The organism is Enterobacter cloacae complex sp. HYC074_NIDB (assembly GCF_056673345.1).
Genome location: NZ_CP114214.1, coordinates 1 through 15877 on the forward strand (window position 1 = coordinate 1; position 15877 = coordinate 15877).

Below are 15877 nucleotides of genomic sequence, written 5' to 3' on the forward strand. Positions count from 1 at the left end.
AGCTTATACGGTCCAGGATCACCGATCATTCACAGCAAACGATCCTTCCTAACCGCATGATCTTATTTATGGGATCGGACTTATCCACAAAGGTCTGCGATCCTAATAAGAGATCACAATAGAACAGATCTCTAAATAAAAAGATCTTCTTTTTAATAGCCCAGGATCCCAATGCTTTCTCGAAAGACTAAAGTTGAGTAGAATCCACGGCCCGGGCTTCAATCCATTTTCATACCGCTTTACGCGAGGCAGACCACCATGTTTTATCAGGATCCTTTTGACGTCATCATCATTGGCGGGGGTCACGCAGGCACTGAGGCCGCAATGGCCGCAGCGCGAATGGGTCAGCAGACCCTGCTTTTGACACACAATATCGACACGCTGGGACAAATGTCCTGTAATCCGGCGATTGGCGGCATTGGGAAAGGACACCTGGTAAAAGAAGTGGATGCACTTGGCGGCCTGATGGCGAAAGCGATCGATCATGCAGGCATCCAGTTTAGGATACTAAACGCGAGTAAAGGTCCGGCTGTTCGCGCCACCCGTGCACAGGCAGACCGTGTGCTTTACCGTCAGGCTGTGCGCACCGCGCTGGAAAACCAACCGAACCTGATGATCTTCCAGCAGGCGGTAGAAGATCTTATCGTGGAGAACGATCGTGTTGTTGGCGCCGTGACCCAAATGGGTCTCAAATTCCGCGCAAAAGCGGTGGTGCTGACGGTCGGGACATTCCTGGACGGTAAAATCCATATTGGTCTGGACAATTACAGCGGTGGTCGTGCTGGCGATCCGCCGTCAATTCCGTTATCTCGTCGTCTGCGTGAGCTGCCGCTGCGCGTAAGCCGCCTGAAAACCGGCACGCCACCGCGTATTGATGCGCGCACCATTGATTTCAGCGTGCTGGCACAGCAGCACGGCGATAACCCGATGCCGGTGTTCTCGTTCATGGGCAATGCGGGGCAACATCCGCAGCAGGTGCCGTGCTACATCACGCACACCAATGAAAAAACCCATGACGTGATCCGCAATAATCTCGATCGCAGCCCAATGTATGCTGGTGTGATCGAAGGGATTGGCCCGCGTTATTGCCCGTCGATCGAAGACAAAGTGATGCGCTTTGCCGATCGTAATCAGCACCAAATCTTCCTCGAACCGGAAGGGCTGACCTCTAACGAAATTTACCCGAACGGCATCTCCACCAGCCTGCCGTTCGACGTGCAGATGCAGATTGTGCGTTCAATGCAGGGCATGGAAAACGCGAAGATCGTTCGTCCTGGCTACGCTATTGAGTACGATTTCTTCGATCCGCGTGACCTGAAGCCGACGCTGGAAAGCAAATTCATTCAGGGTCTGTTCTTCGCAGGCCAGATTAACGGCACCACCGGGTACGAAGAAGCTGCCGCGCAAGGGCTGCTGGCCGGTCTGAACGCTGCTCGCTTCTCTGCCGAGAAAGAGGGCTGGGCACCGGCGCGTTCTCAGGCTTACCTGGGCGTTCTGGTCGACGATCTCTGCACGCTGGGGACCAAAGAACCGTACCGCATGTTTACTTCTCGTGCGGAATATCGCCTGATGCTGCGCGAAGACAATGCCGATCTGCGTCTGACCGAGGTGGGCCGCGAGCTGGGTCTGGTGGATGACGAGCGCTGGGCGCGCTTCAACGAGAAGCTGGAGCGCATTGAACAGGAACGTCAGCGCCTGAAAACCACCTGGGTGAATCCGCAGGCGGAAACTGCTGCTGAAGTGAATGCTCACTTAACAGCACCGCTGTCGCGCGAAGCCAGTGGGGAAGATCTGCTGCGCCGTCCTGAAGTCACCTACGAGAATCTGGTCAAACTGACGGCGTTCGCACCGGGCCTTGAAGACGCTGAAGCTGCCGAGCAGGTCGAAATTCAGGTGAAGTACGAAGGCTACATCGCGCGTCAGCAGGATGAGATCGAAAAACAGCAGCGCAACGAAAACACGCTGCTGCCGGAAATGCTGGACTACCGTCAGGTGACGGGCCTTTCCAACGAAGTGATCGCTAAGCTGAACGATCACAAACCTGTGTCGATTGGCCAGGCCTCACGTATCTCTGGCGTCACACCTGCCGCGATTTCGATTCTGCTGGTGTGGCTGAAAAAGCAGGGCATGCTGCGCCGTAGCGCGTAATGCTCTGTAAATAGCCCGGTGGCGCTGCGCTTACCGGGCCTACTGAACCCGTAGGGCGGGTTAGCGAAGCGCCACCCGCCACTTAAGTTTCTCAACAGGTATCCACCGTGCTCAATAAACTCTCTCGTCTGCTGGAACAGGCAGGTATTTCGCTCACCGATCACCAGAAAAATCAGCTGGTGGCCTATGTCGATATGCTGAACAAATGGAATAAAGCGTACAACCTCACCTCCGTACGCGATCCCAACGAGATGCTGATTCGCCATATTCTCGATAGCATCGTCGTGGCGCCGTATCTGAACGGTGAACGTTTTATCGATGTGGGCACCGGTCCGGGCTTGCCGGGCGTTCCGTTGTCTATTGTTCGACCGGAGAGTCATTTCACGCTGCTGGACAGCCTGGGCAAGCGCGTACGCTTTTTACGCCAGGTTCAGCATGAGCTGAAGCTGGAAAACATTACGCCCGTACAGAGCAGGGTAGAGGAGTTCCCGGCAGAGCCACCGTTTGACGGTGTTATCAGCCGCGCGTTTGCCTCACTCAATGACATGGTGAGCTGGTGCAAACACCTGCCAGCGGAGAAGGGGCGTTTTTATGCGCTGAAAGGGCAACTTCCGGGGGACGAAATCGAGCAGCTTCCGGACGGTTTTGTTGTCGAATCTATTGAGAAACTCCAGATCCCTCAGCTCGAAGGTGAGCGTCATCTGGTGATAATTAAGCCAAACACTTTTTAAAAAATTAATAAAAAATGTGGAATTTGTGCTGTTCTGATCGTGTTAAAAAGCAGCACATTCAGTCTGATTTGGTCGTCGTTAATTTAACCTTGTTGTTACCATGGATTTTCTTATGGTTAACCTGACGTGATTCGTTCACTCAGAGGATAGTCAACCATGAAATTATCAGTCTGCTAAAAGTGGGTAAAAGCAACAAGAATGGAATGTTAAATATTTATTAAGAATGTCAATAAAAGGTTTTTGTTGTATACGGCTCTGTTTTAAAAATAGTTGCGGTTTTTTTGCTTTAATTTCATGCAGATGAAATTAATCGTTTTACGTCTTTGATAAATACCATTTTATCGCAAATGTGTATTTTGTGATCTCGTGCACGCTTTATCACCAACGTTTCCGCGCTGTTTGCAGTTTTGCCTGAAGGTCAACGCTTGGGTCAAAAGTTGAAAAATAGGACTGGGGAAAAATATTTAAACATTTATTCACCTTTTCGCTACTTAATGTTTGAAATCACGGGTACGCACCGTATAATTTGACCGCTTTTTGATGCTTGACTCTGAGCCTTAAAGGACGTTTTATACGACACGCGGCATACCTCGAAGGGAGCAGGAGTAAAAACGTGATGTCTGTGTCGCTCTTGAGTAGAAACGTTGCTCGTAAGCTTCTGTTCATTCAGTTTCTGGCTGTGATAGCAAGTGGACTGCTGTTTAGCCTCAAAGACCCCTTCTGGGGCATCTCCGCCGCGTGCGGAGGTTTGGCGGTGGTTCTGCCAAACGTGTTGTTTATGATTTTTGCCTGGCGTCATCAGGCGCATACACCTGCCAAAGGCCGCGTGGCCTGGTCCTTCGCTCTCGGCGAAGTGTGTAAGGTGTTGCTGACCTTTGCTCTACTGGTGATGGCGCTGGCGGTTTTGAAAGTGGTATTCATGCCGCTGATAGCAACGTGGGTTTTGGTGCTGGTGGTACAAGTTCTGGCTCCAGCTGTAATCAATAACAAAGGGTAAAAGGCATCATGGCTTCAGAAAATATGACGCCGCAGGATTACATAGGTCACCATCTGAATAACCTTCAGCTGGACCTGCGTACATTCTCGCTGGTGGATCCACATAACCCCCCGGCCACCTTCTGGACGATCAACATCGACTCCATGTTCTTCTCGGTGGTTTTGGGTCTTCTGTTCCTGGCCATGTTCCGTAGCGTTGCTAAAAAGGCGACCAGCGGTGTTCCAGGGAAATTCCAAACGTTCATCGAGATGATCATCGGCTTCGTCCATGGCAGCGTGAAAGACATGTACCATGGTAAGAGCAAACTGATTGCTCCGCTGGCCCTGACCGTGTTCGTTTGGGTCTTCCTGATGAACCTGATGGACCTCCTGCCTATCGATTTCTTACCTTGGATCGGTGAGCACGTACTCGGCCTGCCTGCACTGCGCGTGGTTCCGTCTGCCGACGTGAACATCACCCTGTCGATGGCGCTGGGCGTATTTATCCTCATTCTGTTCTACAGCATCAAAATGAAAGGCGTAAGCGGCTTTGTGAAAGAGCTTACCTTGCAGCCGTTCAACCACTGGGCGTTTATTCCGGTCAACCTGATCCTAGAAGGCGTGAGCCTGCTGTCCAAACCTGTTTCACTGGGTCTGCGACTGTTCGGCAACATGTATGCGGGTGAGCTGATTTTCATTCTGATCGCGGGTCTTCTGCCGTGGTGGTCACAGTGGATTCTGAATGTGCCATGGGCCATTTTCCACATCCTGATCATTACGCTGCAAGCCTTTATCTTCATGGTTCTGACGATCGTCTATCTGTCGATGGCGTCTGAAGAGCACTGATTTTTTACCAACACTACTACGTTTTAATTGAAACAAACTGGAGACTGTCATGGAAAACCTGAATATGGATCTGCTGTACATGGCTGCCGCTGTGATGATGGGTCTGGCGGCTATCGGTGCTGCGATCGGTATCGGCATCCTCGGGGGCAAATTCCTGGAAGGCGCAGCGCGTCAACCTGATCTGATTCCTCTGCTGCGTACTCAGTTCTTTATCGTTATGGGTCTGGTGGATGCAATCCCAATGATCGCTGTAGGTCTGGGTCTGTACGTGATGTTTGCTGTCGCGTAGTAGTTGTTTTAAAACCCCAAGCCACAGAAATTTAAGAGGTATTGTGCTGTGAACATGAACGCAACAATCCTCGGCCAGGCCATCGCGTTTATTCTCTTTGTCTGGTTCTGCATGAAGTATGTATGGCCGCCTTTAATGGCTGCCATCGAAAAACGTCAGAAAGAAATTGCTGACGGTCTGGCTTCCGCAGAACGCGCTAAGAAAGATTTGGACCTTGCACAGGCCAACGCGACAGACCAGCTGAAAAAAGCGAAAGCTGAAGCTCAGGTAATCATTGAACAGGCTAACAAACGCCGTTCTCAGATCCTGGACGAAGCCAAAGCTGAAGCAGAACAGGAACGTACTAAGATCGTGACACAGGCTCAGGCTGAAATTGAAGCTGAGCGTAAACGTGCTCGTGAAGAACTGCGTAAGCAGGTTGCGATTCTGGCTGTTGCTGGCGCCGAGAAGATCATCGAACGTTCCGTGGATGAAGCTGCTAACAGCGACATCGTGGACAAACTTGTCGCTGAACTGTAAGGAGGGAGGGGCTGATGTCTGAATTTGTTACGGTAGCTCGCCCCTACGCCAAAGCAGCTTTTGACTTTGCTGTCGAACACCAAAATGTCGATCGCTGGCAGAATATGCTGGCGTTTGCCGCTGAGGTGACGAAAAACGAACAAATGGCCGAGTTGCTTTCTGGTGCGTTAGCGCCTGAAACCCTCGCCGCGTCGTTTATCGCCGTGTGCGGAGAGCAACTGGATGCCAACGGCCAGAACCTGATTAAGGTGATGGCGGAAAATGGTCGTCTCCGTGTGCTCCCGGATGTTCTCGAGCAGTTTGAGCACTTACGTGCCCTTAGTGAAGCTACCGCTGAAGTTGAAGTAACTTCCGCGACTGAACTGAGTGACGAACAGCTTGCGAAAATCACCGCCGCGATGGAAAAACGTCTGTCACGCAAAGTTAAGCTGAATTGCAAAATCGATAAGTCTGTAATGGCAGGCGTAATCATCCGCTCGGGTGATATGGTCATTGATGGCAGCGTACGCGGCCGTCTTGAGCGCCTTGCAGACGTCTTGCAGTCTTAAGGGGACTGGAGCATGCAACTGAATTCCACCGAAATCAGCGAACTGATCAAGCAGCGCATTGCTCAGTTCAATGTTGTGAGTGAAGCTCACAACGAAGGTACTATTGTTTCTGTAAGTGACGGTGTTATCCGCATCCACGGCCTGGCCGATTGTATGCAGGGTGAGATGATTTCCCTGCCGGGTAACCGTTACGCTATCGCACTGAACCTGGAGCGCGACTCCGTAGGTGCCGTTGTGATGGGTCCATACGCTGACCTCGCCGAAGGCATGAAGGTTAAGTGTACTGGCCGTATTCTGGAAGTGCCGGTTGGCCGTGGCCTGCTGGGTCGCGTTGTTAACACCTTGGGTGCGCCAATCGACGGTAAAGGTCCGGTTGAGCACGATGGCTTCTCCCCAATCGAAGTTATCGCACCAGGCGTTATCGACCGTCAGTCAGTTGATCAGCCAGTACAGACGGGTTATAAGTCCGTTGATGCCATGATCCCAATCGGTCGTGGTCAGCGTGAACTGATCATCGGTGACCGTCAGACCGGTAAAACCGCGATGGCAATCGACGCCATCATCAACCAGCGTGACTCCGGCATCAAATGTGTGTACGTGGCTATCGGCCAGAAAGCGTCCACCATTTCCAACGTGGTTCGTAAACTGGAAGAGCACGGCGCACTGTCTAACACCATCGTTGTGGTAGCAACCGCGTCTGAATCTGCTGCACTGCAATACCTGGCACCATACGCCGGTTGCGCAATGGGCGAATACTTCCGTGACCGCGGTGAAGATGCGCTGATCGTATACGATGACCTGTCTAAACAGGCTGTTGCTTATCGTCAGGTTTCCCTGCTGCTCCGTCGTCCACCAGGACGTGAAGCATTCCCGGGCGACGTATTCTACCTCCACTCTCGTCTGCTGGAGCGTGCTTCCCGCGTTAACGCGGAATACGTCGAGAACTTCACCAAAGGTGAAGTGAAGGGTAAAACAGGTTCTCTGACCGCCCTGCCGATCATTGAAACCCAGGCGGGTGACGTTTCTGCGTTCGTTCCGACCAACGTAATCTCCATTACCGATGGTCAGATCTTCCTGGAAACCAACCTGTTTAACTCCGGTATTCGTCCGGCGGTTAACCCGGGTATCTCCGTATCCCGTGTGGGTGGTGCTGCTCAGACCAAGATCATCAAGAAACTGTCCGGTGGTATCCGTACCGCGCTGGCACAGTATCGTGAACTGGCTGCGTTCTCTCAGTTCGCATCCGATCTGGACGAAGCAACCCGTAAACAGCTGAGCCACGGTCAGAAAGTGACCGAGCTGCTGAAGCAGAAACAGTACGCGCCAATGTCTGTTGCTCAGCAGGGCCTGGTACTGTTCGCGGCTGAACGCGGTTACCTCGAAGATGTGGAACTGGCGAAAATCGGTAGCTTCGAAGCCGCTCTGCTGGCTTACGTCGACCGTGATCACGCTCCGCTGATGCAAGAGATCAACCAGACCGGTGGCTATAACGACGAAATCGAAGGCAAGCTGAAAGCTATCCTCGATTCCTTCAAAGCAACCCAATCCTGGTAATCGTCCGGCGGCTTGTCTCAGGACAAGCCGTCTGGCATTGAGGAGAAGCTCATGGCCGGCGCAAAAGAGATACGTAGTAAGATCGCAAGCGTCCAGAACACGCAAAAGATCACTAAAGCGATGGAGATGGTCGCCGCTTCCAAAATGCGTAAATCGCAGGATCGCATGGCGGCCAGCCGTCCTTATGCAGAGACCATGCGCAAAGTGATTGGTCACCTTGCAAACGGTAATCTGGAATATAAGCACCCTTACCTGGAAGAACGCGACGTTAAGCGCGTGGGCTACCTGGTGGTGTCGACTGACCGTGGTCTGTGTGGCGGCTTGAACATTAACCTGTTCAAAAAACTGCTGGCGGATATGAAAGGCTGGTCCGATAAAGGCGTTCAGTGCGATCTGGCACTGATTGGCTCTAAAGGCGTCTCTTTCTTTAACTCCGTTGGTGGCAACATTGTCGCTCAGGTGACCGGTATGGGTGATAACCCGTCCCTGTCCGAACTGATCGGCCCGGTTAAAGTGATGTTGCAGGCCTACGATGAAGGCCGTCTGGACAGACTGTACGTTGTCAGCAACAAATTTATTAACACCATGTCTCAGGTGCCTACGCTCACTCAGATGCTGCCGTTACCGGCATCAGAAGATGACGAGCTGAAACAGAAAGCCTGGGATTACCTGTATGAACCCGATCCGAAACCGCTGCTGGATACCCTGCTGCGTCGTTACGTTGAATCTCAGGTTTATCAGGGCGTTGTAGAAAACCTGGCCAGCGAGCAGGCCGCACGAATGGTGGCGATGAAAGCCGCGACCGATAATGGCGGCAGCCTGATTAAAGAGCTGCAGTTGGTTTACAACAAAGCTCGTCAGGCCAGCATTACTCAGGAACTCACCGAGATCGTCTCGGGGGCCGCCGCGGTTTAACCAGGTTTACGAATTACGTAGAGGATTCAAGATGGCTACTGGAAAGATTGTCCAGGTAATCGGCGCCGTGGTGGACGTCGAGTTCCCTCAGGACGCCGTACCACGCGTGTACGACGCGCTTGAGGTACAGAATGGTAACGAGAGCCTGGTGCTGGAAGTTCAGCAGCAGCTCGGCGGCGGTATCGTGCGTACCATCGCCATGGGTTCTTCCGACGGTCTGCGTCGTGGTCTGGAAGTAAAAGACCTTGAGCACCCGATCGAAGTCCCGGTAGGTAAAGCAACACTGGGTCGTATCATGAACGTATTGGGTCAACCAATCGACATGAAAGGCGACATCGGTGAAGAAGAGCGTTGGGCTATCCACCGCGCGGCACCTTCCTACGAAGAGCTGTCCAGCTCTCAGGAACTGCTGGAAACCGGCATCAAAGTTATCGACCTGATGTGTCCGTTCGCGAAGGGCGGTAAAGTCGGTCTGTTCGGTGGTGCGGGTGTAGGTAAAACCGTAAACATGATGGAGCTGATCCGTAACATCGCGATCGAGCACTCCGGTTACTCCGTGTTTGCGGGCGTAGGTGAACGTACTCGTGAGGGTAACGACTTCTACCACGAAATGACCGACTCCAACGTTCTGGATAAAGTATCCCTGGTTTACGGCCAGATGAACGAGCCACCAGGAAACCGTCTGCGCGTTGCGCTGACTGGCCTGACGATGGCTGAGAAGTTCCGTGACGAAGGCCGTGACGTTCTGCTGTTCGTTGATAACATCTACCGTTACACCCTGGCCGGTACTGAAGTATCTGCACTGCTGGGTCGTATGCCTTCAGCGGTAGGTTATCAGCCTACGCTTGCGGAAGAGATGGGTGTTCTTCAGGAACGTATCACCTCTACCAAAACTGGTTCTATCACCTCCGTTCAGGCGGTATACGTACCTGCGGATGACTTGACTGACCCATCTCCAGCCACCACCTTTGCTCACTTAGATGCAACCGTGGTTCTGAGCCGTCAGATCGCGTCTCTGGGTATCTACCCGGCCGTTGACCCGCTGGACTCCACCAGCCGTCAGCTGGATCCACTGGTTGTTGGCCAGGAGCACTACGACACCGCGCGTGGCGTACAGTCCCTGCTGCAACGTTATCAGGAACTGAAAGACATCATCGCCATCCTGGGTATGGATGAACTGTCTGAAGAAGACAAACTGGTGGTAGCACGTGCGCGTAAGATCCAGCGCTTCCTGTCTCAGCCGTTCTTCGTTGCGGAAGTATTCACCGGTTCTCCAGGTAAATACGTTTCCCTGAAAGACACCATCCGTGGCTTTAAAGGCATCATGGAAGGCGAATACGATCACCTGCCAGAGCAGGCGTTCTACATGGTTGGTTCCATCGAAGAAGCCGTGGAAAAAGCCAAAAAACTTTAACGCCTTAATCGGAGGGTGATATGGCAATGACTTACCACCTGGACGTCGTCAGCGCAGAGCAACAAATGTTCTCTGGTCTGGTCGAGAAAATCCAGGTAACGGGTAGTGAAGGTGAACTGGGTATTTTCCCGGGTCACGCACCGCTGCTCACCGCCATTAAGCCTGGTATGATCCGCATCGTTAAACAGTTCGGTCATGAAGAGTTTATCTATCTGTCCGGCGGCATTCTTGAAGTGCAGCCAGGCAGTGTGACCGTTCTGGCCGATACCGCTATTCGTGGCCAGGATCTCGACGAAGCGCGAGCCCTGGAATCGAAGCGTAAGGCTGAAGAGCACATTAACAGCTCTCATGGTGACGTGGATTACGCTCAGGCGTCTGCGGAGCTGGCCAAAGCGATCGCGAAACTGCGCGTTATCGAGTTGACCAAAAAAGCGATGTAACACCGGCTTGAAAAGCACAAAAGCCAGTCTGGATCCCAGGCTGGCTTTTTTTTTCGGCCTTAATTCATGATGAAAAAGATGTAGAATTTTAAGCATCAAACGTTTTTACTTCTCACACAAACTACCGTCAGGATGCGTATGTTAAACAGTGCGATGAGCGTGGTGATCCTTGCCGCAGGCAAAGGTACCCGCATGTATTCCGATCTGCCTAAAGTGCTCCACACGCTGGCAGGAAAGCCAATGGTTCAGCATGTTATTGATGCAGCGAATGAATTAGGCGCCAGCCAGGTGCATCTGGTTTATGGACATGGCGGCGATCTGCTGAAAAAAACGCTGCGTGACGACAATCTCAACTGGGTGCTTCAGGCAGAACAGCTGGGTACGGGTCATGCAATGCAGCAGGCTGCACCCTTCTTCGCTGATGATGAAGATATCCTGATGCTCTACGGCGACGTCCCGCTGATCTCCGTTGAAACCCTTACTCGGCTGCGTGAAGCCAAACCGCAGGGTGGCATCGGTTTGTTGACCGTCGTGCTGGACGATCCAACCGGCTATGGCCGCATTACGCGTGAAAACGGCAACGTGACGGGGATTGTTGAGCATAAAGATGCCACTGACGAACAGCGCCAGATTCAGGAGATCAACACCGGCATCCTGATTGCGAACGGTGCGGATATGAAGCGCTGGCTGTCCAGACTCAACAATAACAACGCGCAGGGTGAATACTACATCACCGACATCATTGCGATGGCTTACCAGGAAGGGCGTGAGATTGCTGCCGTTCATCCGGCGCGTATCAGCGAAACGGACGGGGTAAACAACCGTCTCCAGCTTTCCCGTCTTGAGCGTATTTACCAGTCCGAGCAGGCAGAAAAGCTGTTGCTCGCGGGCGTTATGCTGCGCGATCCGGCGCGTTTCGATCTGCGTGGCACGCTGACCCACGGGCGCGACGTTGTAATAGATACTAACGTTATCCTGGAAGGTAACGTCACGCTGGGCAACCGCGTCAAAATCGGCACCGGCTGTGTGATTAAAAACAGCGCGATCGGTGACGACTGCGAAATCAGCCCGTACAGCGTGGTGGAAGATGCCCATCTTGAGGCGGCCTGTACGATTGGCCCATTTGCGCGTCTGCGCCCGGGCGCTGAGCTGCTGGAAGGTGCTCACGTAGGTAACTTCGTGGAAATGAAAAAAGCGCGTCTGGGTAAGGGCTCTAAAGCGGGTCATCTGACCTATCTGGGCGATGCGGAAATTGGCGACAACGTAAACATTGGTGCAGGGACGATTACCTGTAACTATGACGGCGCCAATAAGTTTAAAACCATCATTGGTGATGACGTGTTTGTAGGCTCCGATACCCAGCTGGTGGCGCCTGTTACCGTGGGCAAAGGCGTGACCATTGCCGCCGGGACAACCGTTACGCGCGATGTGGCCGAGAACGAGCTGGTGTTAAGCCGCGTTCCGCAGGTCAGCAAGCAGGGCTGGAAACGCCCGGTGAAGCAGAAGTAACGGATTTATACCCCTCACCCTAACCCTCTCCTCACAGGGGAGAGGGGATTGTTCGGTGCGGTGTTTTTCTCCCTCGCCCCTTTGGGGAGAGGGCCGGGGTGAGGGGATAACATAATCCTCCCCCTACAAGCAGTACCCATAAAAATAACCCCACTCTCTACAAGGCTCGGGGCGCCCGGAAAGGGCAAATACAGGTCAGCGACAACGCATGGCATAACGCCATAATCAGGAAATATAACTATGTGTGGAATTGTTGGCGCAGTTGCGCAGCGTGATATTGCTGAAATCCTTCTCGAAGGTTTACGTCGTCTGGAATACCGTGGTTACGACTCAGCCGGGCTGGCTGTCGTTGATGCAGAAGGTCATATGACCCGTCTGCGCCGTCTCGGTAAAGTACAGATGCTGGCCCAGGCTGCGGAAGAACATCCGCTGCACGGTGGCACTGGTATTGCGCATACCCGCTGGGCGACCCACGGTGAGCCATCTGAAGGCAACGCACACCCGCATGTGTCTGAACACATCGTGGTCGTGCATAACGGCATTATCGAAAACCACGAACCGCTGCGTGAAGAACTGAAAGCGCGCGGCTATACCTTCGTCTCTGAAACCGACACCGAAGTGATTGCTCACCTGGTGCACTGGGAGCTGGCAAAGGGCGGTACACTGCGTGATGCGGTGCTGCGCGCTATCCCTCAGCTACGTGGTGCTTACGGTACGGTGATCATGGATTCCCGCGACCCGTCCACGCTGCTGGCCGCGCGTTCCGGTAGTCCGATGGTGATTGGTCTGGGCATGGGTGAAAACTTTATCGCTTCCGACCAGCTGGCGCTGCTGCCGGTTACCCGTCGCTTTATCTTCCTGGAAGAGGGAGACATTGCCGAGGTGACACGTCGCAGCGTGACCGTATTCGACACAAAAGGCGAGCAGGTTAAGCGTCAGGAGATCGAATCAAACCTGCAATACGACGCGGGCGACAAAGGCGCTTACCGTCACTACATGCAGAAAGAGATCTACGAACAGCCAAACGCCATTAAAAACACCCTGACTGGTCGCATCAGCCATGGTGAAGTGGATCTGAGCGAGCTGGGCGCCAATGCCAACGAACTGCTGAGCAAAGTCGAGCACATTCAGATCGTGGCCTGCGGTACCTCTTACAACTCCGGTATGGTCTCGCGCTACTGGTTTGAATCCCTGGCGGGTGTGCCGTGTGATGTGGAAATCGCCTCTGAGTTCCGCTATCGCAAATCTGCGGTGCGTCGTAACAGCCTGATGATCACCCTTTCTCAGTCTGGCGAAACGGCCGATACCCTGGCGGCGCTGCGTCTGTCTAAAGAACTGGGTTACCTCGGCTCGCTGGCCATTTGTAACGTGCCGGGATCGTCCCTGGTACGTGAATCCGATCTGGCGCTGATGACCAAAGCGGGTACCGAAATCGGCGTGGCTTCCACCAAAGCGTTTACTACTCAGCTGACCGTTCTGCTGATGCTGGTGGCGAAACTGGCGCGTCTGAAAGGCCAAGATGCTTCCGTTGAGCATGATATCGTTCACGGTCTCCAGGCGCTGCCAAGCCGTATTGAACAGATGCTCTCTCAGGACAAACGCATTGAAGCCCTGGCGGAGGATTTCTCCGACAAGCATCACGCTCTGTTCCTGGGGCGCGGCGATCAGTATCCGATCGCGCTGGAAGGGGCGCTGAAGCTCAAAGAGATCTCTTATATTCACGCTGAAGCCTATGCGGCAGGCGAGCTGAAGCATGGCCCGCTGGCGCTGATCGATGCGGATATGCCAGTTATCGTGGTGGCACCTAACAACGAACTGCTGGAAAAACTGAAATCTAACATCGAAGAAGTGCGCGCCCGTGGTGGTGTTCTGTACGTCTTTGCGGATAAAGATGCCGGTTTCGCCAGCAGCGACAACATGCACATCATCGAGATGCCGCATGTGGAAGAGGTGATTGCGCCGATCTTCTACACCGTACCGCTGCAACTGCTGGCTTATCACGTCGCGCTGATCAAAGGCACCGACGTAGACCAGCCACGTAACCTGGCTAAATCGGTTACCGTTGAGTAATCACTTCCTGTAAAAAGGCTGCCATTTGCGTGGCAGCCTTTTTATTTGTTGCTACTTCTTTACACGCCTCATTTTTACTTTCTTGTGTACCCTATGGCGTAAAATGTTTCATGTAAAACATGTGGTTACATTTTTTTCGCTCTCCGTTTTTTGGACTTGTGCTGTTGCAAAAACGATCAAATAATAATTGTTTATTATTAAGATATTAATATATTCCTAAAATAATCCTCCTGCCAGTAGATATCGCATTTATTGTTTGTGGCTGATATTTATAACATGATTGAATCTGATACATTTCATTCATCCTTCTTAAAATAAAATATTACAAGCTGGAAAACTTATTTGTCAGAGGCGTTTTTAGGATCGTAATATTACGCCGCTTCAAATTTAATCATTTTATTTGGTTAATAAATAAAATATCAGCGATATAAAATTAATAGGGGTTGTCATGAAACTAAATGCTATCGCCAGCGCAATAATCTTGTCTTCATCCATATTATCTGGTGCTGCTCTGGCATCTGATGGTACTGTACATTTCCGTGGTGAGATCATTGATAGCGCTTGTGAAATTACCACCGTTACGAAAGAACAAAACGTTGATTTAGGTAAAGTCAGTAAAACGGCATTCAACGGTGTAGGCAGCACCTCCGCACCAACGCAATTCACTATCAGCCTGGAGAAATGATCTTACCCAGCAATAGTGGACACGCGACTAAGTGAGTAAACTCTCAACCAGAGGTGACTCACATGACAAAACCAGCATCAACCACCAAAAAGCCACGCAAGCAGCACACGCCTGAATTTCGTCACGAAGCCCTGAAACTGGCTGAACGCATTGGGGTGGCCGCAGCCGCCCGCGAACTTAACCTGTATGAATCACAGCTCTACAACTGGCGAAGCAAACAGCAAAATCAGCTCTCTTCTTCTGAACGCGAACAGGAGATGTCCGCAGAGATCGCCCGTCTGAAGCGTCAACTGGCAGAACGGGATGAGGAACTGGCCATTCTCCAAAAGGCCGCGACATACTTCGCGAAGCGCCTGAAATGAAGTATGTCTTCATCGAAAAACATCAGGCTGAGTTCAGTATCAAAGCCATGTGCCGTGTACTTCAGGTTGCCCGTAGCGGCTGGTACATCTGGTATCAGCGTCGTTATCAGATAAACCGGCGTCAGCAGTTCCGCCTTGTCTGTGATAACGTCGTCCGGGAAGCATTCAGTGACGCAAAACAACGCTATGGTGCGCCACGCCTGACGGATGAGCTTCGTGCTCAGGGTTACCGGTTCAACGTGAAAACCGTGGCAGCCAGCCTGCGTCGTCAGGGGCTGCGGGCGAAAGCTTCACGAAAGTTCAGTCCGGTCAGTTACCGCGAACATGGTCTGCCAGTCTCAGAGAATCTGCTGAAGCAGGACTTTTACGCCAGCGGCCCGAATCAGAAGTGGGTGGGTGACATCACGTATCTTCGCACCGGTGAAGGCTGGCTTTATCTGGCCGTGGTTATCGACCTGTGGTCGCGGTCAGTCATTGGCTGGTCGATGTCCTCGCGGATGACGACACAGCTAGCCTGCGATGCGTTACAGATGGCGTTGTGGCGGCGTAAACGTCCGGAAAATGTCATCGTGCATACAGACAGAGGCGGTCAGTACTGTTCAACGGATTATCAGAGCTTACTGAAACGCCATAATCTGCAGGGCAGTATGAGCGCCAGAGGCTGTTGTTATGACAATGCCTGTGCAGAAAGCTTCTTCCACACGCTGAAGGTGGAATGTATCCACGGAGAGGACTTTGCCAGCCGGGAAATCATGCGAACAGCAGTGTTTAATTATATTGAGTGCGATTACAATCGGTGGCGTCGTCACAGTGCCTGTGGCGGTCTCAGTCCGGAACAATTTGAAAACCAGAACCTCGCTTAGGGTTGTGTC

15 protein-coding genes are annotated in these 15877 nt (G+C 52.4%); all 15 read left to right on the top strand.

The features are described 5' to 3' along the window. Nucleotides 1-258: 258 nt before the first annotated feature. The 15 genes from mnmG (at nt 259) to O1724_RS00075 (ending at nt 15868) form a co-directional block, all read left to right on the top strand. A complete protein-coding gene (mnmG, locus tag O1724_RS00005) occupies nt 259-2148 on the top strand; it encodes a tRNA uridine-5-carboxymethylaminomethyl(34) synthesis enzyme MnmG (protein ID WP_048241620.1) in 1890 nt (629 codons plus the stop codon). Nucleotides 2149-2255: 107 nt separating this feature from the next. Further along, complete coding sequence (gene rsmG, locus O1724_RS00010; RefSeq protein ID WP_003862377.1) at nt 2256-2879, top strand: 16S rRNA (guanine(527)-N(7))-methyltransferase RsmG; 624 nt, start codon at nt 2256-2258, stop codon at nt 2877-2879. Between the two features lie 616 nt (nt 2880-3495). Beyond that, on the top strand, nt 3496-3876 hold the full coding sequence (gene atpI, locus O1724_RS00015) for a F0F1 ATP synthase subunit I (RefSeq protein ID WP_003862375.1): 381 nt from the start codon (nt 3496-3498) through the stop codon (nt 3874-3876). Between the two features lie 8 nt (nt 3877-3884). Beyond that, nucleotides 3885-4700 (top strand): F0F1 ATP synthase subunit A, encoded by an 816-nt coding sequence (gene atpB / locus O1724_RS00020; RefSeq protein WP_003862373.1) that lies wholly within the window; start codon nt 3885-3887, stop codon nt 4698-4700. 49 nt (nt 4701-4749) lie between these two features. Continuing rightward, nucleotides 4750-4989: a F0F1 ATP synthase subunit C gene (gene atpE / locus O1724_RS00025; RefSeq protein WP_000429386.1), complete on the top strand. Its 240-nt coding sequence runs from the start codon at nt 4750-4752 to the stop codon at nt 4987-4989. Between the two features lie 48 nt (nt 4990-5037). Then, a complete protein-coding gene (atpF, locus tag O1724_RS00030) occupies nt 5038-5508 on the top strand; it encodes a F0F1 ATP synthase subunit B (RefSeq protein ID WP_003862370.1) in 471 nt (156 codons plus the stop codon). Between the two features lie 14 nt (nt 5509-5522). Beyond that, nucleotides 5523-6056, top strand: a complete 534-nt coding sequence (gene atpH, locus O1724_RS00035; protein WP_003862369.1) for a F0F1 ATP synthase subunit delta — start codon at nt 5523-5525, stop codon at nt 6054-6056. A 12-nt stretch (nt 6057-6068) separates the two neighbouring features. Continuing rightward, nucleotides 6069-7610, top strand: a complete 1542-nt coding sequence (gene atpA / locus O1724_RS00040) for a F0F1 ATP synthase subunit alpha (RefSeq protein ID WP_003862367.1) — start codon at nt 6069-6071, stop codon at nt 7608-7610. 51 nt (nt 7611-7661) lie between these two features. Further along, nucleotides 7662-8525: a F0F1 ATP synthase subunit gamma gene (gene atpG / locus O1724_RS00045; RefSeq protein ID WP_003862364.1), complete on the top strand. Its 864-nt coding sequence runs from the start codon at nt 7662-7664 to the stop codon at nt 8523-8525. A 31-nt stretch (nt 8526-8556) separates the two neighbouring features. Then, nucleotides 8557-9939, top strand: a complete 1383-nt coding sequence (gene atpD / locus O1724_RS00050; RefSeq protein ID WP_003862362.1) for a F0F1 ATP synthase subunit beta — start codon at nt 8557-8559, stop codon at nt 9937-9939. A gap of 20 nt (nt 9940-9959) precedes the next feature. Then, nucleotides 9960-10379 (top strand): F0F1 ATP synthase subunit epsilon, encoded by a 420-nt coding sequence (locus tag O1724_RS00055; protein WP_003862360.1) that lies wholly within the window; start codon nt 9960-9962, stop codon nt 10377-10379. A gap of 138 nt (nt 10380-10517) precedes the next feature. Continuing rightward, entirely contained in the window at nt 10518-11888 is a 1371-nt protein-coding gene (gene glmU / locus O1724_RS00060) for a bifunctional UDP-N-acetylglucosamine diphosphorylase/glucosamine-1-phosphate N-acetyltransferase GlmU (RefSeq protein ID WP_023323907.1), read from the top strand. Between the two features lie 240 nt (nt 11889-12128). Beyond that, a complete protein-coding gene (gene glmS, locus O1724_RS00065) occupies nt 12129-13958 on the top strand; it encodes a glutamine--fructose-6-phosphate transaminase (isomerizing) (protein WP_023323908.1) in 1830 nt (609 codons plus the stop codon). A gap of 448 nt (nt 13959-14406) precedes the next feature. Continuing rightward, a complete protein-coding gene (locus tag O1724_RS00070) occupies nt 14407-14643 on the top strand; it encodes a fimbrial protein (RefSeq protein WP_176691025.1) in 237 nt (78 codons plus the stop codon). A 62-nt stretch (nt 14644-14705) separates the two neighbouring features. Further along, nucleotides 14706-15868, top strand: a protein-coding gene (locus O1724_RS00075) for an IS3 family transposase (protein ID WP_139154853.1) whose coding sequence is annotated in 2 segments (ribosomal slippage) — nt 14706-14967 and nt 14967-15868 — 1164 coding nt in all. Because the reading frame shifts where the segments join, the coding sequence is not laid out codon by codon here. Nucleotides 15869-15877: the final 9 nt, after the last annotated feature.